Source organism: Flavobacterium sp. AK-345, from assembly GCF_058310175.1.
In genome coordinates this window covers 1-23,138 of record NZ_JBZEER010000017.1, presented here as the reverse complement: position 1 = coordinate 23,138, position 23,138 = coordinate 1, and the positions used below count along the sequence as shown (strand labels likewise).

The 23,138-nt window shown below is 32.7% G+C and carries 10 protein-coding genes, 4 tRNA genes and 1 pseudogene; 8 read left to right on the top strand and 7 right to left on the bottom strand.

Features of this window, described 5'->3' with window-relative positions:
* Positions 1-183 precede the first annotated feature (183 nt).
* The 4 genes from AC4FQ3_RS21145 to AC4FQ3_RS21130 all read left to right on the top strand — a co-directional run bounded on the left by AC4FQ3_RS21145 (position 184) and on the right by AC4FQ3_RS21130 (position 9,262).
* On the top strand, positions 184-2,031 hold the full coding sequence (locus AC4FQ3_RS21145; protein WP_491183185.1) for an endonuclease: 1,848 nt from the start codon (positions 184-186) through the stop codon (positions 2,029-2,031).
* Positions 2,032-2,422: 391 nt separating this feature from the next.
* Entirely contained in the window at positions 2,423-6,088 is a 3,666-nt protein-coding gene (purL, locus tag AC4FQ3_RS21140) for a phosphoribosylformylglycinamidine synthase (protein ID WP_491183184.1), read from the top strand.
* 795 nt (positions 6,089-6,883) lie between these two features.
* Positions 6,884-7,315, top strand: coding sequence for a hypothetical protein (locus AC4FQ3_RS21135; protein WP_042563085.1), 432 nt, complete (start codon positions 6,884-6,886; stop codon positions 7,313-7,315).
* A gap of 168 nt (positions 7,316-7,483) precedes the next feature.
* A complete protein-coding gene (locus AC4FQ3_RS21130) occupies positions 7,484-9,262 on the top strand; it encodes an AMP-dependent synthetase/ligase (RefSeq protein ID WP_491183183.1) in 1,779 nt (592 codons plus the stop codon).
* Between the two features lie 57 nt (positions 9,263-9,319).
* On the opposite strand, the gene AC4FQ3_RS21125 is transcribed toward AC4FQ3_RS21130, so the two are convergent.
* A complete protein-coding gene (locus AC4FQ3_RS21125) occupies positions 9,320-9,949 on the bottom strand; it encodes a putative polyvalent protein kinase domain-containing protein (protein ID WP_491183182.1) in 630 nt (209 codons plus the stop codon).
* A gap of 220 nt (positions 9,950-10,169) precedes the next feature.
* Here AC4FQ3_RS21125 and AC4FQ3_RS21120 point away from each other — a divergent pair, with 220 nt between their 5' ends.
* Positions 10,170-11,009 carry a toxin-antitoxin system YwqK family antitoxin gene (locus tag AC4FQ3_RS21120; protein ID WP_491183181.1) on the top strand — a complete coding sequence of 280 codons (840 nt, stop codon included), beginning with the start codon at positions 10,170-10,172 and terminating at the stop codon, positions 11,007-11,009.
* Between the two features lie 174 nt (positions 11,010-11,183).
* Here AC4FQ3_RS21120 and AC4FQ3_RS21115 read toward each other — a convergent pair whose 3' ends face one another.
* The 5 genes from AC4FQ3_RS21115 to AC4FQ3_RS21095 all read right to left on the bottom strand — a co-directional run bounded on the left by AC4FQ3_RS21115 (position 11,184) and on the right by AC4FQ3_RS21095 (position 13,672).
* Entirely contained in the window at positions 11,184-12,281 is a 1,098-nt protein-coding gene (locus AC4FQ3_RS21115; protein WP_491183180.1) for a slipin family protein, read from the bottom strand.
* Positions 12,282-13,242: 961 nt separating this feature from the next.
* Positions 13,243-13,325 (bottom strand) — tRNA-Tyr (locus AC4FQ3_RS21110).
* Positions 13,326-13,330: 5 nt separating this feature from the next.
* A tRNA-Pro gene (locus AC4FQ3_RS21105) sits at positions 13,331-13,402 on the bottom strand.
* Positions 13,403-13,506: 104 nt separating this feature from the next.
* Positions 13,507-13,579: transfer RNA gene (locus AC4FQ3_RS21100), tRNA-Asp, on the bottom strand.
* 20 nt (positions 13,580-13,599) lie between these two features.
* Positions 13,600-13,672: transfer RNA gene (locus AC4FQ3_RS21095), tRNA-Asn, on the bottom strand.
* Positions 13,673-14,573: 901 nt separating this feature from the next.
* On the opposite strand from AC4FQ3_RS21095, the gene AC4FQ3_RS21090 reads away from it, so the two are divergent.
* The 3 genes and pseudogenes from AC4FQ3_RS21090 to AC4FQ3_RS21080 all read left to right on the top strand — a co-directional run.
* A complete protein-coding gene (locus AC4FQ3_RS21090; protein ID WP_491183179.1) occupies positions 14,574-17,666 on the top strand; it encodes a DUF6493 family protein in 3,093 nt (1,030 codons plus the stop codon).
* 5 nt (positions 17,667-17,671) lie between these two features.
* Positions 17,672-19,000, top strand: a complete 1,329-nt coding sequence (locus tag AC4FQ3_RS21085) for an SWIM zinc finger family protein (RefSeq protein ID WP_491183178.1) — start codon at positions 17,672-17,674, stop codon at positions 18,998-19,000.
* Between the two features lie 172 nt (positions 19,001-19,172).
* A pseudogene (locus AC4FQ3_RS21080) lies at positions 19,173-19,271 on the top strand (transcriptional regulator); the annotation flags it as partial.
* Positions 19,272-19,356: 85 nt separating this feature from the next.
* On the opposite strand, the gene AC4FQ3_RS21075 reads toward AC4FQ3_RS21080, so the two are convergent.
* The gene (locus tag AC4FQ3_RS21075) at positions 19,357-23,034 is read right to left on the bottom strand and encodes a leucine-rich repeat domain-containing protein (protein WP_491183177.1); all 3,678 of its coding nucleotides are present in this window, start codon (positions 23,032-23,034) and stop codon (positions 19,357-19,359) included.
* Positions 23,035-23,138 lie beyond the last annotated feature (104 nt).

Genomic DNA, 23,138 nt, shown 5'->3' with positions numbered 1-23,138 from the left:
CCTTAGCGCCTTCGTGGCAAAAAAACACAACCGTAAGAAAATATATCTAAAAATAATCATTCCTTAACTCAGCGTATTTATAAAAGTAGTAGATTTGTTACAATTACAAAATTAAACTTCTCATAATCAATTTATTGAAAAGTTTATTTTGAAGTATTTTCAACCAAACCTAAAAACTATTTTATGAAAAAATTCTACTCTTTTTTATTCCTACTACTTTTTACAGTCAGTTTTGCACAGATTCCAAGTGGTTATTACAACACGGCAACGGGAACAGGTTACACTTTAAAAACACAATTATACAACATTATTAAAGGTCATACTGACAACGGTTATGCAGGTTTATACACGACGTATCAAACTTCTGACGTTGATAATTTTTACGAAAATGACGGAACTGTTTTAGACATGTATTCTGAAAATCCATCGGGAACAGATCCTTATAATTATAGTACAGGAAGTACGCAACGCTGCGGAAATTATTCTGTGGAGGGCGATTGCTACAACAGAGAACATATTATTCCACAATCCGTTTTTAATGAGCAGTCACCAATGGTTGCTGATGCGCATTTTATTACACCAACCGACGGAAAAGTAAACGGAATGCGTTCCAACTATCCGCATGGAACAGTAAGTTCTGCAACATACACTTCTCAAAACGGAAGCAAATTGGGATCATCAAGTTCTGTATCGGGATATTCGGGAACTGTTTTTGAACCTGTAAATGCTTTTAAGGGAGATATTGCCCGAATGTATTTTTATTTTGCAACACGTTATGAAAATACCGTTTCTGGTTATTCTTTTCCAATGTTTGACGGTTCTGCCAATAAAGTATTTACAACAGCTTTCTTAAATGTTCTTTTGGCGTGGCATGCTCAAGATCCTGTAAGTGCGAGAGAAATTGCGAGAAACAATGCCATTTATGGGCGTCAAAATAACAGAAATCCATACATCGATCATCCAGAATATGTGAATCAAATTTGGGGAGGAACTTCTTCAACAGATACTCAGGCCCCAACTGCTCCAACGAGTCTGGCTTCGACATCAAAAACTTCAACATCAATTACACTTGCGTGGAATACATCTACAGATAATGTAGCCGTTACAGGTTATGATGTTTATGCCAACAGCGTTTTCAAAACAACAGTTTCCGGATTATCAGCAACGATAACGGGTTTAACAGCTTCAACAAGTTATTCTATTTATGTAAAAGCAAAAGATGCGGCCGGAAATACTTCAGCATCAAGCAGTACAATTGCCGTAACAACGAACAGCAGCGGAACAGGCGGAACTGCAACAGATTTACTTTTCTCTGAATACATTGAAGGTTCAGGAAATAATAAAGCGCTGGAAATTGCCAATAATACAGGAAGTTCTGTGAGCTTATCGGCTTACACGATTAAAAAACAAACCAATGGAGCGGGTTCGTGGAGTGCTGGTTTAGCCTTGAGCGGAACTTTAACTACAGGAAGTAAATTCGTAATTGTAAACAGTTCTATTTCTTCTACTTGTTATTCTACAAGTGCCGCAAATATTTCAACTTCTGGAACGGAATTAATGTTTAACGGAAATGATGCTGTAGGTTTATTCAAAAATGGTGTTTTAATTGACATCATTGGAACTTTTAGCGGCGGAACGGCCAACTTTGCTATAGATGTTACTTTAAGAAGAAAATCGACTGTTACTTCTCCATCGACAACTTTCAATTTAAGTTCGCAATGGGATTCGTATGCAACTGACACTTGCAATAATCTGGCAAGCAAAATCGCGAAACCAATCGACGAAGAAATTACTGATTCTGATGAAATTATCATTTACCCAAATCCTTCTGATGGAAACTTCTATGTTGGTTTTGATAATTTAGATACGACTTATTCTATTGAAATTATTTCGTTTGCAGGACAAAAAGTTTTCGAAAAACAAAATACTACAGATGCTGCAATTGCTGTAAGTCATTTAGCAAAAGGCATTTATGTTGTACAAATCATTACAGATTCAAAAACAATAATTAAGAAAATCATAATCAATTAAGTTTTTTTGACTTGCCTCCAGCTTTAGCTGGAGTTTAGTAATAGAATTATAAAAGGCTTTAGCCAAACCTGTATAGTTTGGCTAAAGCCTTTTTCTTTGATTTATTTTTTCATCCAGCTAAAGCTGGACGCTATTCACCAAATATTAATCTTTGCGCCACTGCGACTTTGCGAGATTAAAAAAAAACAAACTGAATAAATTTACCCAGATTTACAATAAAATTACAATCCATTTAAATCTGCTCAATCTGCCAAATCTGCGTGAAACAAAAAAAAACTTTGCGCCTTCGCGCCTTCGTGGCAAAAACTTTAAAAGAGTTTGTTTTCAAATTTGCGCTTGCTATTTATTTAAACTAAATTTGCACCTTCAATACAACAAACTACACATCACAATGATCCATTTCTTTGAAAACCAAAGCAAAACTGTTTTTGCCGTACAAACGCAAAACGAAATTTCGGCTCAAGACATTTCAAAATTAAACTGGCTTTTTGCCAACTCCAATAAGATCGAGAAATCCGCACTGTCGGATTTTTTTGTTGGTCCACGTGCCACAATGATCACACCCTGGAGCACAAATGCTGTAGAAATTACTCAAAACATGGGTATTCCTGGCATCATCAGAATTGAAGAATTTTTTCCGGCAACGGAAGATTTTACTGATTTTGATCCGATGCTTTTTCAAAAATTCAATCAATTAGATCAGGAGATTTTTACGATCAACGTACAGCCAGAACCAATTCTGGAGATCGATGATATTGCAACTTACAACAAAGTTGAGGGTTTGGCTTTAAGTCAGGAAGAAGTTGATTACTTAGATAATCTTGCTGTAAAATTAGGAAGAAAACTTACTGATTCTGAAATCTTTGCTTTCTCTCAGGCAAATTCAGAACACTGTCGTCACAAAATTTTCAACGGAACTTTTGTAATCGACGGTGAAGAAAAAGAAACTTCTCTTTTTAAATTAATCAAAAAAACATCACAGGAAAATCCTAATGATATAGTGTCTGCTTACAAAGACAACGTTGCTTTTGTAAAAGGACCAAAAGTGCAGCAGTTTGCACCAAAAACAGCTGACAAACCAGATTATTACGAGATCAAAGAATTTGATTCGGTTTTATCTTTAAAAGCAGAAACACATAATTTTCCAACAACAGTTGAACCTTTTAACGGAGCTGCAACAGGTTCTGGAGGAGAAATTCGTGACCGTTTAGCAGGTGGACAAGGTTCTTTGCCATTGGCCGGAACAGCAGTTTACATGACATCTTATTCTCGTTTAAACGATGACAGAAAATGGGAAAACGCTCTTGAAGAAAGAAAATGGCTGTACCAAACGCCAATGGATATTCTAATCAAAGCTTCAAACGGAGCTTCTGATTTTGGAAATAAATTTGGTCAACCGTTAATTACAGGTTCCGTTTTAACTTTCGAACATGGAGAAAACGACCGTAAAATTGGTTACGATAAAGTAATCATGCAAGCAGGTGGAATTGGTTACGGAAAACTAGATCAGGCAATAAAAAAGAAACCACAAGAAGGCGATAAGATCGTAATTCTGGGTGGAGAAAATTATAGAATTGGAATGGGTGGAGCTGCGGTTTCATCTGCAGATACTGGAGCTTTCGGTTCAGGAATCGAATTAAATGCAATTCAGCGTTCGAATCCTGAAATGCAAAAACGTGCTGCAAACGCGATTCGTGGTTTGGTAGAAAGCGATCATAATCCAATTGTTTCAATTCACGATCACGGAGCTGGAGGACACTTAAACTGTCTTTCGGAATTGGTGGAAGAAACCGGAGGTTTAATCGATTTAGACAAATTGCCTGTTGGAGATCCTACACTTTCTGCAAAAGAAATTATTGGTAACGAATCTCAGGAAAGAATGGGATTGGTTATTGGTCAAAAAGATATTGATATTTTGCAAAGAATTGCCGACAGAGAGCGTTCGCCAATGTATCAGGTTGGAGATGTAACGGGAGATCACCGTTTTACTTTTCAATCAAAATCAAATGGTTCAAAACCGATGGATTATGCTTTGGAAGATTTCTTCGGAAGTTCTCCAAAAACGGTTATGACCGATAAAACTATCGATAGAAAATATGCTGATGTTACTTACGACAGCGCCAATTTCGAAAGTTATTTAAAAGATGTTTTACGTCTGGAAGCGGTTGCTTCAAAAGACTGGCTAACGAATAAAGTGGATCGTTGTGTTGGTGGAAAAGTAGCCAAACAACAATGTGCAGGACCTTTGCAATTGCCTTTGAATAATGTTGGGGTTATGGCTTTGGATTATTTAGGAAAAGAAGGAATTGCAACTTCTATTGGCCACGCTCCTATTGCCGCTTTGATTGATCCGGTTGCGGGAAGCAGAAATGCTATCGCAGAATCATTATCAAACATTATCTGGGCGCCAATTAAAGATGGTTTGAAAGGAATTTCACTTTCTGCAAACTGGATGTGGGCTTGTAAAAACGAAGGTGAAGATGCTCGTTTGTATGCTGCCGTTGAAGGTTGTTCTGAATTTGCAATTGAATTGGGAATCAATATTCCGACAGGAAAAGATTCACTTTCAATGAAACAAAAATATCCAAACGACGAAGTAATCGCACCGGGAACGGTTATTATTTCTGCCGGAGGAAACTGTACAGATATTAGAAAAGTGGTTGAGCCTGTTTTACAGAAAAACGGAGATTCAATTTATTATATCAATTTGTCTCAGGATGATTTCAAATTAGGAGGTTCGTCTTTTGCACAAATCAGAAACACAATCGGAAAAGAAACTTCGACAATAAAAGATGCTTCTTTCTTTAAAAATACTTTTAATACGATTCAGGAATTAATCGGTGAAAACCAGATTTTAGCTGGTCACGATATCGGAAGCGGTGGTTTGATTACTACTTTATTAGAATTGTGTTTTGCTGATGTGAATTTGGGTGCAAAAATTAATTTTAGTGCTTTCGCAGAAAAAGATTTATTGAAAATTCTTTTCGCTGAAAACATCGGAATTGTTTTTCAGGCAAAATCTGATGCAGCTGTTGAAGCTAAATTGAAACAAAATAATATTGAATTCTTCAAAATTGGTTCAGTTCAAAGTACGCCAAGTTTGGAATTTGGTCCCGAAGCCTCGGGATATAAATTGGATATTGCGGAGTATAGAGATGTTTGGTTTGAAACTTCTTATTTATTAGACCAAAAACAATCTAAAAACGGAACTGCAAAAGCACGTTTTGAAAACTATAAAAATCAGGCTTTAAATTATACTTTCCCATCTCACTTTACTGGTAAAGCTCCTGTAATTGATGCTTCAAAACCAAGACCTAAAGCGGCTATTATTCGTGAAAAAGGAAGTAATTCTGAGCGTGAAATGGCAAATGCAATGTATTTGGCAGGATTTGATGTAAAAGACGTTCACATGACCGATTTAATTTCTGGTCGTGAAACGCTTGAAGACATTCAGTTTATTGGTGCTGTTGGAGGATTCTCTAACTCAGATGTTTTAGGTTCTGCAAAAGGCTGGGCCGGAGCTTTCTTATACAACGAAAAAGCAAAAACGGCTTTGGACAATTTCTTTAAAAGAGAAGATACTTTATCTGTTGGAATCTGTAATGGATGCCAGTTGTTTATGGAATTAGAAGTTATTAATCCGGAGCATGAAGTGCACGGAAAAATGCTTCATAACGATAGTAACAAACACGAAAGTATTTTTACTTCTGTAAAAGTTCAGGAAAACAATTCGGTTATGTTGTCGACATTGGCCGGAACTACTTTGGGAGTTTGGGTTTCTCACGGAGAAGGAAAATTCAATTTACCAATGGGTGAAGAAAACTATAACATTGTTTCTAAATATGCTTACGAAGGTTATCCTGCAAACCCAAATGGTTCTCATTACGATGTAGCCATGATGTGTGATAAAACAGGAAGACATTTGGTTACAATGCCTCATATTGAACGTTCGACTTTTCAATGGAACTGGGCACATTATCCAAAAGACAGAAATGACGAGTTTACACCTTGGCATGAAGCTTTTATCAATGCAAGAAAATGGATTGAGAAAAACTAATATTTTACTAAAAACGCTCGATAAATTCGAGCGTTTTTTTTTGCCACGAATTCACGAATTTTACTAATTAATATTGACTAAAATAAATTTGTGAATTCGTGGCGAAAAAACAAAAAAAATGCCCCAGCACTATCCCTATTAGCTGAGGCACTTTTATTTAAAACCTTTTGGTGCCGAAGCAACTCCTGTTACAACATTTGATGCACTTAAAGCAAACAACCCTGAAGTGATCGAATCTTGTCCCCCAAAAAAAGATTCTCCACGATTGTATTGCTAAACAATACGTCTCTTGCCCTCCGACCAACAAGCCTGAGTCAATCGCTGCAACGGTCCACCAAGGTTCTGCATCTGGTGGCGGCGTCTTTTTTTAATAAAACGCCTCCACAAATTTGAGTATTAGTTCCACACTTACTCATTTTATATAAAAAGCAGTTTCAGTATTCAAGAATAATGGCTGCCTGTTTTTGCTTTTCTGTTTACTAATTTTAGCGAGGTAAAACTACTCTTTACTTCAAAGAATTAATAAGGGAATTTCCCGTTTCTTATAGGGGAAAAACACCCTTTTTTCATTTCTTCATAAAAAACAACTCTGAGGTTTCATAAACTGCATAATTCAGAAAAATCAGAAGAATATCAGTTACTTATTCAATAAAAACCTTCTGAAAATAAAAAGTTTAAAAAAACACATTCATATTTATTTCCGATTTCTTTTTCTATTGAAATTTGAACTATATTCGCCAAAAAGTTCCTGCCACGAAAACTTTTTTAACCCAAAAACATTAAAACCTACATACAATGAAAATCCTAAGAATACTTCTTATTGCATTATTTTTTATTGCTACAAAATCTCATTCACAAGTTCAGGTAGATGCCATTAATTACAAAAATCATGAGCGTTATATAACAACTACACTTAATTATCCCGTTCCGGGAACTTATTTACCAATAGGTCAAAAAGCGCCTAGTACGGTTTTAAACCCTGATGGAACTGGCGTTATCCAGAATGCAGATTTAAGTAAAAGTAAAATTAACTGGGGAATTGAATGTACCGACGAAGGCACACCCATTTTTAAGGAAGGTTTTAATAGTGCATCTTATACTTTTTGGTACAGAATTACAGACAGCGAAGAGTGGAATTACACACAGCTTTCTATACATTTCCTTAAGAAAAGAATGTTCCTGATGGGAGAAAGAGTAAAAGAATATGAAGATTATAACGTACAATAATTGTGCATTAATTTAAATATTTCTTTGTTTTTTCTAAATTTTGCTACAAAAAAGAAAACGTTTTCGTTCATTTTCAATAGTACCTATAATTTTTCCCATAAAATTTCATAAAAATAAAAATTATACCTTATTTTTATTTAATTTGCAGTAAAATTCAATATATTAAACATGGTTTCAATCACACGCCTTTTTGATTTTCCTTATTATCAACAAGAGACTTATAACCTTCCGGTTGCTTTGGCAACTAAAAAAAACGGGGTTTGGGAAAAAACATCCACACAGGAATATATTGCAAAAGCTAATGCTGTTTCGAGAGCATTATTGCGCATGGGTGTTCAAAAAGATGACAAAATTGCTTTAATTACTTCTAATAATCGTACGGAGTGGAATATCATGGATATTGGTATTTTACAGACAGGAGCACAAAATGTTCCTATTTACCCAACAATTGCCGAAGAAGATTACGAATATATATTAAACCACAGCGGCAGTATGTACTGTTTTGTTTCGGATACCGAAGTATTGAACAAGGTAAATGCCATAAAAGCGAATGTACCCACTTTAAAAGAAGTGTATACATTTGATGAAATTGCGGGCGCCAAACATTGGTCTGAATTATTGACTTTAGGCGCAGACGAAAGCAATCAGGCTGAAGTTGAGGCTATAAAAGACAGTATTAAAACAGATGATTTAGCCACCATAATCTACACATCCGGAACTACAGGAAAACCAAAAGGAGTAATGTTATCGCACAAAAATATTGTGTCGAATGTTTTAGACAGTGCGCCAAGAATTCCGTTTGATGCAGGAAAAAGCACCGCTTTGAGTTTCCTGCCTATTTGCCATATTTTTGAAAGAATGATTTTGTACATCTATCAGTATTATGGTGTTTCGGTTTATTTTGGAGAATCGATTGATAAAATTAGTGATAACTTAAAAGAAGTTCAGCCAACTGTAATTACAGCGGTACCAAGACTTCTGGAGAAAGTTTACGATAAAATTTATGCCAAAGGCGGCGAATTAACCGGCATTAAGAAAAAACTATTTTTCTGGGCTATTGATTTAGGTTTAAAATACGAACCATACGGAGCCAATGGTTTTTGGTATGAATTTCAGTTAAAAATTGCCAGAAAACTTATTTTCAGCAAATGGAAAGAAGGATTGGGTGGAAAATTAGATTTAATGGTTTCCGGAAGTGCTGCTTTACAGCCACGTTTAACAAGAGTTTTTGCTGCGGCAGAAATTCCGGTTATGGAAGGTTACGGCTTGTCTGAAACATCGCCGGTAATTGCCGTAAACGATCAAAGAAACAAAGGTTTCAAGATTGGAACTGTTGGAAAAGTAATTCGCAACGTTGAAGTAAAAATTGCTGAAGACGGTGAAATTCTTTGCAAAGGACCAAACGTAATGTTGGGTTACTATAAAGATCAGGAAAAAACAGATGAAGCTTTAAAAGACGGATATTTCCACACGGGAGATATCGGAGAAATTGACAAAGAAGGTTTCCTTAAAATTACCGATCGTAAGAAAGAAATGTTCAAAACTTCGGGCGGAAAATATATTGCACCTCAGCTTATAGAAAACGCCATGAAACAATCTCGTTTTATTGAGCAGATTATGGTAATTGGTGAAGGCGAAAAAATGCCGGCAGCTTTTATTCAGCCAAATTTTGAATTCGTAAAAGAATGGGCAAAACTGCATAAAGTAACTTTAGGAAGTTCTAACGAAGAAATCGTGAAAAACGAACAAGTTGTAAAACGTATTGACAACGAAATCGAAGAAATCAACAAAAAATTTGGACACTGGGAACAAATCAAACGTTTTGAACTTACTCCGGATGTTTGGTCTATCGACGGCGGACAACTGACTCCAACGCTGAAATTAAAACGTAAAATTATTAAAGAAATCTACAAAGATCTTTACACTAAAATATACGGTCAAAATTAAATAAATCAAGATAATACAAACCAACGGAAAACGGCTATCGAATGATAGCCGTTTTTTTTATTGGTCTTTATAAAATACTTCTGTAAGATAGAAAACTGTATCTATGAAAAATAAATTATCATCAAAAGTTAGAACATTTTCATCATGTAAATCTTCAAGAATAATACCAACTTCTGGATTAAAATAATCGTTATTTCTAGTATTAACAAAACCATTAGAAATTAAAAACTGCTTTACATTTTCTAATTCCGTATCACAATTAGATTCTACAAATTTCTGTTCTACAACAGCATAAAGTGTATCATCTTGTTCATAAAATCCAATTAATTGATAAGCTGTATCAGGAAAAAAGTAATTATTTAATAATAAATTATTGAAATAATCTTTCCAAGACTCATAATAAATACTATCGTTTAGCTTGATTACTTTGTGTTTGTTTTGAAGATAAACTTTTTGCTCAGCGCCAGAAGAGATAAAAGCATTAATATTTATATAAGTAATCCAAAAACTGTTTCGATTACAAAATTCTTTTATCAACGCTGTTTCTTCACTTTTGATTTGCTTGCCTGACTCAAACGTTCCGCTTGCGCTCTTGCTTTTTCTAAGGTAACGGGAGATTGTTTGGATAGAATTTCCATGCCTAACTTGGCTCTTTCCTGAAATGATATTTTGTAGTTCATTTTTCATGAAGTTTATAATGCAAATATAAAGATTTAAAGTTAGTATTATTGGTTATTCAATTGAAGTAAGAAAAAACACATATTTACAACACGCAAAAACAACCAAGACCGTATTTAATCATATTAAAAAAAATTCAAAAATTCAAAAAATAAATAAATATATTATTGATTACTTCAAAGATTAAATAATTAAAAAACTTATCTGAACCAATTAAACAAAGAGAAAATTGAAAAAAAATATTTTATTATCACTATTAATTTGCTTACTATTTGCTTGTTGTAAGAAAAAAACAATAATTGAAAATGAATTAGATACAATAGGTATTAATAAAGAAAACTATAATGTAATCGACACATTTTTTTATGAAAGTAAAAAAATAAAAACTTTACGGTTTTACAAAGAAAAATCAGATTACATTATGGTTGGGTTTTACGAATCTGGAAAAAAGAAATCAATTGCCAATATTAAAAATAATAATCAAATTTATGATACAATTATTGATTGGTACGAAAATGGAAGACCTAAATGGGTCCGTAAATATGACAATAATGGAGTACAGATAGGGAAAAACATTAATTTTCGAAAAAATGGAAGCCTTGAACATGAGTATGATAACGACAAAGAAGAATCTACTGATTATTGGCCAAATGGAAAACCAAAATTTAAATTCATAGAAAACGTATCGCAAAGTTATCATTACCTCAATGGTAACTTTATGGAAAAATACACACAAAAAACACAAAAAAAAGGTGAATATAACGTAGAATATTTTAATGAAAATGGAGGCTTGGTTTTTTCAGGGCTTTATAGAAAAAGGATTCTTTTTAAAGACAATTTGAGATATAATGGAAAAATCATTTGCTATTTTAACAATGGAAAAATTTCACTATTTCAAAATGTTGTGAATGGAATTCCGAATGGAAAATTTTATGCTTATTATGGTAATGGGAATCTAAAATATGAAAGTGAAGTAGAAAATGCGGAAGAGATTTATTATAAAGGATATTATGAAAATGGAAAAGTTAATATTATTCGAGACGGAATAAAAAATACTTTTACGCAGTGAGACGAAAAAGGAAAACTATAGAGCAAGAACCACTTTGAGCTTTATGAGTATTTGGTTTTGGCTGAAAGAAAAAAAGGTTGAACATTAGAGAGGAAAATAATATTCTTTAATAGGATTTATATATAAAATGCGCAAAATTAAAGAAAACGGCTGTCTCATAAAGACAGCCGTTTTTTATTTCACGAAGATTTCCTTCAATTGTCCAATAACGTTACCGCTTCCTGAAATCGTAATTTCACCAATTTTATCGGCAATTTTTTCTACGTATTCCATCTCTTTCAATTTCCACAACATTTCGTTTTCTTCCATCAGCTTTGCTGTGTTTAGTAAACTTCTTGTTGCGGCGGTTTCTTCTCTTCTCATAATGCTGTTTGCCTGCGCTTTTTTCTCGGCAACCAAAACCTGATTCATGATTTCTTTCATATCTCCAGGCAAGATTACGTCACGAATTCCGGCATCAGAAATAACCAAACCTAAATCTGATATTTTAGTCGTTACTTCAGCTAAAATCGCCTCGGCAATAGTATCTTTTTTAGCCAGTAATTCATCCAACGTTAATCCGCCGACAAAAGCTCTTAAAGCTAATTGCATGGCTACATACAATTGTTTATCAAAGTCCTTGTTATCCACCAACGCTTTCATGACATCAACAACCTGGTATCTCACAAAAAAGTTAATTCTCAATCCTGCCTTATCTTTGGTCAACAATTCCTGACCAGAAATTTCTACTTGCTGTTGTCTGGCATCAACTGTTTTAACTTCGATCGTAATGGCGTTGTTCCAAAAATAATGCGTTCCCGCTTTTAGCTCTTTTATAAAAGTTCCGTTTACAAACAACAATGCTTTATCATTGCTGGAAACAATGAATTTTCTAATAAGCAATCTCAGCTTCACATTTTCTAATAGATTTACAGGAATTTTTTCCGTAATATCAATTTTAGAAATGTCTGCCCTTATGAATTCATTTTTTACAATTCCTCTCCAAAAAGCATATCTTCCGGCAGTTAAAACCTCTTTAAAGTTTCCGTTTACGAATTGCAGTACAATTTCATTATCCGCAACTTCTACAACTTCTAAAATTGCTGTAAGCATTTCATTTTGCAATAAGATATTCAACTCAAACGGAGCCTGAAATGATGCATTCATATCGTAAATCATTACATTTTTGTTTCCAAAAATCCAATGCAAACCTTCTTCTAATACGTTAATTAATTTTCTATTTTCGAATACCAATCCTACTTGATAAGCTTCGATTTTAATTCTTTTTATCATGGTTATTTTGTTTTTAGTTTTTTTGTTTCAGGTTTCAGGTTTCAGGTTTCAGGTTTCAGGTTTCAGGTTTCGAAACCGCATAAATCTAAATTCTAAACTCCTACTTCTATTATCTTGCTTCTATTCTCTTTATTCTATTCTCTTTATTCTATTTTCTTTATTCTATTTTCTTTATTCTATTTTCTTTTATCTCTTTCTAAATAAAAAAACCTCTTTGCCTTTCTCCTCCGAGAAAAACGGACGAATAGTTTGTACTTTGTTTACTCCAATTGTTTGCGATTCTATTTTGTAAAAGCGATTCTAAATTCTAAAAAAATCGCTAAGACAATCAAACCGAAAAGAAAAAGAGTATCTCAAAATACATTTCTGTTCGCACTGGTTTTATCGTGAGTGTGAAATTTGGATCCCCAAATCCTCGTTTCACCGACAAAGACAAATCAGTTTTTCCTAATGAGCATCTTTTTAAGAGTGATGCGCTCTGACAGATTTACAGTCTGTTGACTTACCATTCGTCCAACCATCCCTTCAGGAATGGTGCAGGAATCGAACCTGCAATTTCTATTGCTCTACCGAACTGAGCTATCGCATTGCTGCGAATGGGATTCGAACCCACGACACATAGAGTGTGGGATAGTTTTTTGGCGAACTATCGAAAACCTCCAAATCAAGTTGCATAGAAAAACATAATACGCTTTCGCGGAAAGTTCCCTACAATGGTGCTATACAGAAACACGCAACAGGACTTGTTTGATATTGTAAATCAAAGTTGCCTTTGATGTATTTCGATTTTTAAAGAACGTTTTTATTTCCTCAGCAAATATTCAAATGACACTGCGCAATAATTCTGCGTAGTATAATATTTTAATTTATCCAATCAATTATAGTCGATAAATAGACTTGCCTAATGTCTTCAAATCGGGTTATGTTCGGAATATTATTCAGGATTTAAATCTGAAATTTGTGGAAATAGTAGGATTCGAACCTACTCAGTCAAAGACAACGGTTTTACAGACCGCCCTAACTCTCCAGCTTTAGCGTATTTCCATTTGTCTGGGAAGCAGGATTCGAACCTGCGACCTCCCGCGTCCAAGGCGGGTAAACAACCACCGTTATCTTCCCAGTTTTTTTTTAAAGGTTCTGAGGGGACTAAGATTCTAAGTTTTTTCAACCTTGTACCTTTTTGCCTCTTCACCTTTTTCCTCAGAACCTCAGCACCTTAAAAAAGCGGCTCATACGGGAGTCGAACCCGTTTCTCCCGAGAGACAGTCGGGAAGGTTAGCCAGTAACCCCAATGAGCCAGTTCTTTCTAGAGAACGAGCGATTTCGGAAGGAATCGAACCTTCAACCTATTGATTAACAGTCAAGCGCTCTGCCAATTGAGCTACGAAATCATTTATTTTTGGACACAAAAAAAGCACCCGGTTAAAGGTGCTTCATGAGATTAAATACGATATAACTATCCTATTGCCTGTATTCATGCACCTGTATTGTTAAACATCCAAGATATGAGCTCGGGTTTAGCAGTTTTGCGTTATGTATGTTTTTATTAAAAGCCATTTTATATGTTGTATTTATTTTGAAATCATTGTTAGTATTGAAATTCATTTTTCAGATTTTCTTCGGCAAAGATAATGTCGAAAAAATCAATTATCCAAATCATTTTTAAAATTATTTTACTGATAATTAAATAGTTAACAATAAATTAAAGCCATAAAAATCCCTGTCCGCATACTTATGCAGATCCTTAATTGTATCAAATGACTGTCTCTCATCAGATTACTTTTCAAGATTATATTTCGCTATTTGATTTAATCATTAAACATTAGGTCAATTATTTTTTTAATTATTTTTAGTTAAGGGTTATTTTTTATCATTTTTATGCCATACTGAGCGATCAATATTTCTCAAACTGAGCGATGCCAAAGGCATCTAAACAAAAAAAGCGTCCCGATAAGGACGCTTTTATATATTTATGTTGAGTTTGTAACTATAATTTACACTTCAATTCATTAAAATACATACTACATCCTGAGCATTTAGCTGGAGGAAATCCCGCTAAACGATCGCTATATTGTCTTACTGACAGATTGATATGTATGTTTTTCATTTTCATTTCGGGGCAAATGTAAGCGTTTTATTAATATAATTTAACAATTCTATAGTATTAGTCCTGAAATATTTATCGGATTGCTTAAAAATTTTAACCTAAATTTTCCCTGAAAAGCCCGGATAAACCTTAATAATTTTATATTTTTGAGAATATACGCACTCTCATTCAGCCCATAAACAAATATGAAAAAATACCTCAAATACATCGATGGAAATTCCGATAAGTTTTGGCAAATTGAAGTTACAGGATTAGAATATACGGTGACTTACGGCAAAAACGGAACTTCGGGAACTTCTCAAACCAAATCATTTTCTACAGACGAAGAATGTCTGAAATCAGCAGAAAAAATACTCGCAGAAAAAGTAAAAAAAGGATATTCAGAAACCGGTGATGTTGCTGTGACTTCAAATCCAAAAACAGCTAAAAGTGCTAAATCTGATGAAGTTATTGAAGAATATGATACTATCATAAAATCAAAAAATATTGATTTGCTTTTGCCTTTTCTAAAAGAAAAATCAAAAGGAAATATTGAGGCTTTAAAAAAGCAGATTAAGAAAAGTAAACGTTACTTTATGACGTATACCGATCTTACGAAAGATCCGGGATATGTAAAAAAAGACAAACACGATTATGGCTGGGGAACCCGCGGCGATAAAAAACAAAGTGATATTATTACCCTTAGTGCCATTGCATTATTCGATAAAACCGAAATCAATTCCTGGGATGAAGCTTTGAGCTTATTGAATGAAATAGACGAAAGGCCTACGGTTCTGGATGTTTTATTGTGGGCAAAACCCAATTGGCTAGATACCTTTATTCTAGACAAAGTAAAAAGACAGGATTGGGTTGGATTTAATTATCATATTCTGCGTAAATTAGAAGAGCATGATTTATTGCAATATAATGCCGAATTATACGCTTTGACCCTTGCGGCAACAAATGAATGGCGTGCAAAGATGAAGACCAGAAGATTCATTAATAATTCATTAAACGACAAACTAACTTATCAAAGGGATATTCCCGAATTGTTTAATTATGAAACGATTCTGCACAATAGTTTCTTTAGAGATAATGATACTCAAAAACATGATGAATTTCAGACCTGGACCGTTATTTATCAATCTTTATTAGAAGAAAAAAAGATGGATCGCACATTTTTTATCGAAAATGCCATCCTCATTCAAACCAAAGAATGGAACAATAACCTGAAATCTTTTTTTAGAAAAAGAATCGAAGAATTTAATGTTACAGCCGATGAACTTATCATTCATCAGGAAAATATATTCTCTTATTTACACAATCCGTATCCGCCAATAACAAGTTACGGAATTGAATTGATCAAGAAAATGTACGATCATCCAAAATTCAAAACTAAATCATTCCTGGAATGGCTGGAGCCTTTAATGATGCGCAGCGATTGCAAAGCAGCCATTAAAAACGTTCTGCCAATATTAGAAAAAATAACCAAATCAAACCCGAAACTAAGCCCGGCAATCGCATCCATTATTGCTGATGTTTATGTCATTGCCGATTTGGCTCTGCAGGAACGCGCTACCAAAATTATCACCAAAATTGCCAACGTAAAAGATAAAGTGCTTAAAGAGAAATTATCTTCGTACGTAACAATGATGCAGGGAAATATAAAATCAGGATTAACGCAATTTTTAGATGAAGACAGTCTGGTTGTCGATGATTCTGCTTTAGAAGAATATGTATTTGAACCTCAAAAAGAGTTATTGCTTACAGACGAAGTTCAGTTGCCAAAGGATTGGAATGATGTTGTTTTTCAGTTTGGAAATTTCATAAATTCTGATGAAACTGTAGATGCAGAAATTCTGTTGAATATTTATATCTCGCAACGGGATTTGTTTCCGGCAGATTATACAGCGCAATTGCAGCCTTATGAAAAACAATTGCAAAAACATTATTTTGAAAGTGTTCACAAAAATTTTGTGAAGGCTTTTTTACAATCTAAAATCGCCAACATCGATAACAAATTCAATAGTAAAGTCAATCATTATTCAAAGATTAACACTACTTTATTAATGCAGCCTTTACTCGAAAAAGTACAGCAAAAAATAGATTCCAATTCTACTTTACCCCTGCTTTCTTTACCGAGTCATAAACCGTATTGGGTGGCTCCAAAAGTTTTGTTAGAAAGGGTTATTGCGTATCAAAACACCAATGAAGAAATTGATTCTGTCGATCTTGCTATTGCAATCGCGCGTATGCCGAGAGAAAATGTCGAAGATGCCATTCCGTTATTGGATAAAATCGAAGGCGAACTAAAATCCTTATTATCGTTTTGTCTGGGCGTAAACGCTAAAATCGAATTAGACGAGACTTCTATGTTCTCGAAACTATTGGCAACAATGGGAAAAACGACCAAAGAAACCGGAAAATTATCGCTTTGGGCAGTTGCGGCAAGAACTTTTTATCCTAATGATACTTTTGCTGAATTTGAAAATACGTATCTGAAAGACATTCCGTTTGTGGTGTCTCCTTTTCAGCCAAATGTTCAGTTTAAAGAAAAATGGAACGAATGGACAAATTATCAAACCAAAGAAAAAGAGCGAACGCCATCGTGGTACGAGCTAAAATTTGATTTGCCGAATTATTCTAAAATTCCAAATTATTTGCTGTACAGTCTTGATGCTTATCAGCGTTCAAACGATTGGGATTATTTACTAAGTTATGCAGGAAACACCTATTTCTGGCATAGCCTTACTCCCCAAAATTCAGATGCACTGGCATTGACTTTATTGCAAAATTGCGTAACCGGCGATGGAGCAAAACCAGAGTTAAAAGGATTTCTGGAGATTATAAACCGCCCGGAATTTCGATTCTCTGATATTAGCCTGCTATTGTTTGCATGTACTTTCTTTCAGGAGAAAAAAGATTTACGCTTACTGGCATCGGAAGTTTTGATTCAGTTAATCGAAAAACAAGCTATTGATGTTGAACTTTTTGCTCATAAAATAGCATATCTCACAACAGAAAAATATGGCGTGTTTTTAAGATTAGTCGACGGATTAATTGCCCTGAAAGATGTTTCGCCTTTGCATAATAATGCTTTATTGAAGTTGCTCAACTCTTTCTTTGCCAATCTTGATTTAAAGGAAAAATTGCCAACGAACTTCAAGAAAATCATCGAAAACTATCTGGATGTTTTAACCAAAACCAATCAAAAACCATCTGCGGAAGCCATTGTTTTCTTCGAAAATTGGAAAGATAATGCATCGCTTAAATCATTGATTAAGCAAATTTTAAAATAAAGAAAATGACAGATCTAGAATATAATTATAAAGGAATTTCGACTTACAGTAAAACCAAAGGCATCAATAATCTGGTTCTGGCACATCAAACCGAAATTGAGGAAGTCAATAACATTCCGTGTTTTTTTTGGGGAAGTTTGACCGATCCTTATGTTACCGCAAAATGCTGGACTACGATTGCCAAAGTGGTTCGTTCCAGTTTTGGACCCATTCCGCCAAGTCTTCGCGATCCTATTGTTTCGGCAGGATCTGAGCGTTTGCGTTTCGAAGGTTTTTCGTCCTGCAACGGCGTTTATGTACGACTGGACATGAAACCCGAAGCTATCGACGGAGAATTTATTGCTAACGGAACAACGAATGTCGATTTTAATGATCCGATGCTGAATGCTTTGAATGCGATTCAGAAAAACGAAAAAGTAACACTTGCCGTTGGTCAGCAGAATGTTCAGGTTATTACAAGCAAAGCAAAAGTGACAGAGAAAAAAGTAACCTTGCCCATGCGCTGGATAAAAGGTTTAACGAGCGTTCAGTTGTATCTGGCAGATATGGATATTAAGTTTGAATTGAATAAAATTCAGACGATTCAGTTGTTTCAAAGTTTACCAAAAGGGTCTGTAAAAGGCGATTTTTTCATAACCAAAAGAGCCGGAAAATTTATGTTTTCGACTTTGGCTACTGCCGATAGTGTTAGAATTGGAGGCGTTCAAAGATTGCGTTTGTTAGAAGGAATTCTGGCCATTGTAGACAAAATTTTCATCTACGAATCGTCAGACAAACAAACATGTGCCATAGTCGCCGAATTTGGAAAAATGCAGCTTTTAATGGCTTTTTCTCCAGATTCGTACCGAGGATTTTCGGGCGAAGGAAATGTACTCGAAACCATGACCGAAAACTTACCCATAGAATGGGTTTACGGATTAAACAGTTTATTAAAATCAAACGAAACTTTTGACCCAACGATGCTTTCTATCGAAAATGATATTGATTTTGGCACAATGGATAATCTGACTTCGAATTTATCTTCAATGGGATTATTAGGTTATGATTTAAGCGAAAAAGCGCATTTCTACCGTCGTCTCCCTTTTAAAACCGAACGCATTTTATCGCTAAACCCAAGACTTAAAAATGCGAAAAAACTATTAGCTAACGAAGACATCGAAATCGTCGAACGAAGAGCCAATTATATCGAAGCCAAAGTAAAAGGTTCCGGCGTTGTACACAAAGTAATTATCGACAATAATTCGCAAAGATGTACTTGTGACTGGTTTACAGCTTATCAGGGTAAACGAGGGATTTGCAAGCATATTTTAGGGGTTAAGATGATGGTTTCTTGATATTCGCTTTTATATAAAAGAAAATCGCCCTGATGTTGGGGCGATTTTAGACGCAGATTATACGGATTCGCTTTCGCGAAAACGCTGATTTATACGGATTTTTCAAATAACTTTTACTATAATAGTTTAATAGTAATCAAGAAAATGGAAACAGTAACTAATTTCAAATTACTTCAATCCTCTTGATAAAGTTGTTGAGCTTTACGAACGTTTGGTTCAGGCTGAAAAGGATAAAGTTGAATATTTAGAGAAATTGATGAAAGGGAAATAAGGTTTTCTTTTTCTTTTATATAAAATTGGAAAAGCGCAAACTTTTAAAGGGTTTGCGCTTTTTTGGATTTATCTACAGCTTTTTTTTATAATTTTCCTCCGATGATATCTTCTTGCGTTTTCATTGTATCTTTTGATTGACCTAAAATTTCTGCTGTGCTATTAGGATCTGCTTTTCTAAAATGATCTCTTTTTAATTGATCTACAATTTCATACCATGCATTGTTAGGTTTATCATATAAACTAATAGGAACTCCTTTAAAATTAGAACTATATTTACCTAATAAATCCGCCCAATGAATTTTTTCCAAAATAATTGGAATTAAAACAACATTATCATGTGGATCAGCTTCTCTTTCTATACCTCTTTTAACTTCCTCATCAAGAATATAAGGTGTACTAAAGAAATCAGTACTTATAAAATAAAGAATTATATCTGCTTCATAAAATTTGCTCTTAATTCTTGAGTCCCATTCTTCTCCTAATTCTAGTTCTGAACAATGCCATGTTTCAACTTCTTTAGTTAATTTAAATGGAGCAATTTGTTTTTGAAATTCATTTACTTGTCTTTTATTTTCTTTAGCATAAGAAATAAATATTCTTTTCATATTTTCAGCGTTTTTATTATCTGTGAAATTTCTAAATAATCCTGTTGCTTTTTCACTAAATAAATTCTTATTTAGCCTTCTAATTTCAACTTCTTTATCATTTTGTTTTTCTTTCTTTATTTCTAAGCCGAAAGATATTATTTTATTGAATGTTTTATCCTCATTTTGTAGATCTTTATGATTTACGAAATATTTATTATCAATCGAAATGTATAAATCATCTGGACTGATAATTGCACTTCTAAAATCTTCAACATTAGATTTCCATTTAGTTCCTATCAAATTCTCAATATTAATTTTATCATAAAATTTATTAAATTTTGAGTCTCCATCTTTAAAATTCTCTATACTGATATATTTATGATTCTCTAAATTTACATATTTATGATTTTCCAAATTTATATCTATATAATTCATCTTCTCTTTTATATCTATCCATTTTAACTTAGAATATGTTTTATCCCAATAAATATCAATGATATCTTTAAATATCTCTTTTTGCAATATGTCTAACTTTTTATTATTTTCTTTTGATTTTATTGAAACAGATATTTCTAAATTAGTAAAATCTAATTTGATTAAAATTTTGCAATTATCTTTAGTAAATAAAAGTTGATCCCTCCAATAGTGCTTTTTATTTTTATTTTTACCATAGAAACATACAAGCTGATTTATTAATCCAAATGGAATAAAATATTCAAACTTTAATATAAAGCTTGGTTCAATAAAATCAAAAGTCAATAACTCATATAATTTATCTTCTTCTTCAGTTAATGGCAAATATCCTGGAATAATATAATTATTGTCATATTCATCTAAAAAAATTACCCTTTGATTGATCAATAATTTTATGATTTTTTCGTCTTTAACAATTTTATCAAAAACTTCCTGACTAATTATTCCTTTATTGACTTTTATAACATCTTTCGATAATATTCTATTATGTATATCTTCAATAATACCAGTTGGATTTAACCAAACAACATCTTTTAAATCAGTATCATCTTTATAATATAAAATTAACCCTGTCTGAGCAATTTCCCGTAAAACTTCGGGCAATAGATAATTATCTTTATCACTTTCTCTCTTATATTCTTCTGCTATGTCTGATAACAAAACATGCGATCTCTTATTTGATCTTAATATAAAATTCAAAAAGTCTTTGTACCATATCGGTTCTTTTTTAACAATTTGTTTTTGTATAATTTGTTCATTTAAAGTTTCTTCAAAATAACGTAACCCAATATCTAAAGTCTTATTTAGTTTAATTGCATCTGAATTGAAAGACAAATAAAATTCGTTAATAATATTAAATTCACTAGAATCGCCATTATAAGTATCTCTATTTGACACTCCATCATCAGCATGAGTCTGAACCAAAATTATTGGTTCAGACTTCTGATTAAGTTTTTCTTTCTTATTGTATTGAAACTTTAATTGATGCAACCAATAATTTCTATCATAATCTCTCGTAAATTGCTGATTTCTATCTTTCCTAATCTGATTTTTGTCATTTATTGGATTCCATAACAATACATTTAGAGAATCATTACTTAAAAATGCCTTATATAATCCATGATAATAATCTTGTCCTCCGAAATCATAAAAAACTGCCTCTGGGATTTGATTTTTTGTTATTTTTTTTGGAAAAGTTTCTACTTGAATTATATGAGTACTTTCTAAATTATTCTTAAATTCTTTTTCACTAGCATCTTGCAATAGATAATCTAATAAAGTTGATTTTCCACATCCAGTATTGCCAAGCAATAATACTTTTGTTGGCAAAACGTATTCTTTTTTCTCTTCATCTAATTTCTTTATAAGATTCAAAATCACATCATAATGATTTTTATTGATTTCGAATTTAACATCATATCCATCAAAACAAAAATTGTTATTTGCTCTAATATTTAATGAGGGAAATTCTATTATAAATTGAAATTGTTCTAAATCATATATTTCATTATCATTCAAAAAAATTTCTGTTAAATTTTTGAATTTTTTTAAAATATCTAAATTTGAAATGTTATTTTTCTGTAGATGCAAAACCTTTATATTAAGTAAATTTTCTAAAAAAGAGATATCTGAAATTTCATTACTCGATAAGAATAAGTCATTTAAGCTAGTGATTTTTTTCAATACACTAAAATCATTAGCCGCCACATTTGTTAAATACAATTTTTTTATTTCTTTTAGAAATCTAATCGGTGTTAAATCAAATATTGCATTGTCACTCAAATTCAAAGAACTAATCTTTAATAATTTCTTTAAGAAAGAAATATTTGAGATTTTATTTCTGACCAACTCTAAGCTATTCAACGATCTTAAATTTTCTAATACTTGAATATTTGAAATTTGATTATAATTCAGATTTAATCGATTTAAAGAAATTAAATTGCCAAGACTTGAAATATCCGAAATCTCATTACTCGCTAAATCTAAACTATATAGAGAAGTTAAATTACTTAAAATTGAAATATCGACAATTTGATTATCACTTAAATCTAAAGAATTTAAAGAAACTAAATTAGCCAATATCGAAATATCCACAATTTGATTATTCCATAAATATAAAGTTTCTAAAGACAGTAAGTTACCTAAAAATCTAATGTCAGAAATTCTATTATTCCATAAATTTAATAATTTCAATGAAATTAAATATTCTATAGACGAAATATCAGAAATTTGATTAGTCCTTAAAGTTAAAGATATTAATGATTTTAGATTTTGAATATATGAAATATCTGAAATTTTATTATGACCTAAATCTAAAATAATGAGAAAAATTAAATTTTCTAAAACTGAAATATCTGAAATTAAATTCTCATTTAATACCAAATTATTTAATGATTTTAAATTTGCTAAAGCTGAAATATCTGAAATTTGATTATATGATAAGTTTAGAGAAATTAATGATGTTAAATATTCTAGATCAGAAATATCTAAAATCTTGTTTTTGCTCAAATTTAAATTAGTTAATGAAGTTAAATCAGCTAGAATTGAAATATCTGAAATTTGGTTATTACTTAAATTTAAGCAAACAATCTCTTCATTATCATTCAATTTATACGTATTTATCTGATGAAAATTGCTTGATTCAACAAGAGAAATATTATAGTGCTTTTCTAAAATTAAAATTTTTTCTGCTGTATTCATTTTCAAAAATTAAAAACAATATTTTTATTTATATAAAGTATCGCAATAGCTAATGTCGATCGTTTCCTGCTCATCTGCATTGTCTGCCAGACTAAAACTCTTTT

What these genes read in the sequence shown, in the direction of transcription:
- AC4FQ3_RS21090 (WP_491183179.1), top strand. Translation starts at nt 14,574, where the DNA reads ATGAAAAAATACCTCAAATACATCGATGGAAATTCCGATAAGTTTTGG.
- AC4FQ3_RS21130 (WP_491183183.1), top strand. Translation starts at nt 7,484, where the DNA reads ATGGTTTCAATCACACGCCTTTTTGATTTTCCTTATTATCAACAAGAG.
- AC4FQ3_RS21085 (WP_491183178.1), top strand. Translation starts at nt 17,672, where the DNA reads ATGACAGATCTAGAATATAATTATAAAGGAATTTCGACTTACAGTAAA.
- AC4FQ3_RS21125 (WP_491183182.1), bottom strand. Translation starts at nt 9,949, where the DNA reads ATGAAAAATGAACTACAAAATATCATTTCAGGAAAGAGCCAAGTTAGG.
- AC4FQ3_RS21115 (WP_491183180.1), bottom strand. Translation starts at nt 12,281, where the DNA reads ATGATAAAAAGAATTAAAATCGAAGCTTATCAAGTAGGATTGGTATTC.
- AC4FQ3_RS21145 (WP_491183185.1), top strand. Translation starts at nt 184, where the DNA reads ATGAAAAAATTCTACTCTTTTTTATTCCTACTACTTTTTACAGTCAGT.
- AC4FQ3_RS21135 (WP_042563085.1), top strand. Translation starts at nt 6,884, where the DNA reads ATGAAAATCCTAAGAATACTTCTTATTGCATTATTTTTTATTGCTACA.
- AC4FQ3_RS21075 (WP_491183177.1), bottom strand. Translation starts at nt 23,034, where the DNA reads ATGAATACAGCAGAAAAAATTTTAATTTTAGAAAAGCACTATAATATT.
- purL (WP_491183184.1), top strand. Translation starts at nt 2,423, where the DNA reads ATGATCCATTTCTTTGAAAACCAAAGCAAAACTGTTTTTGCCGTACAA.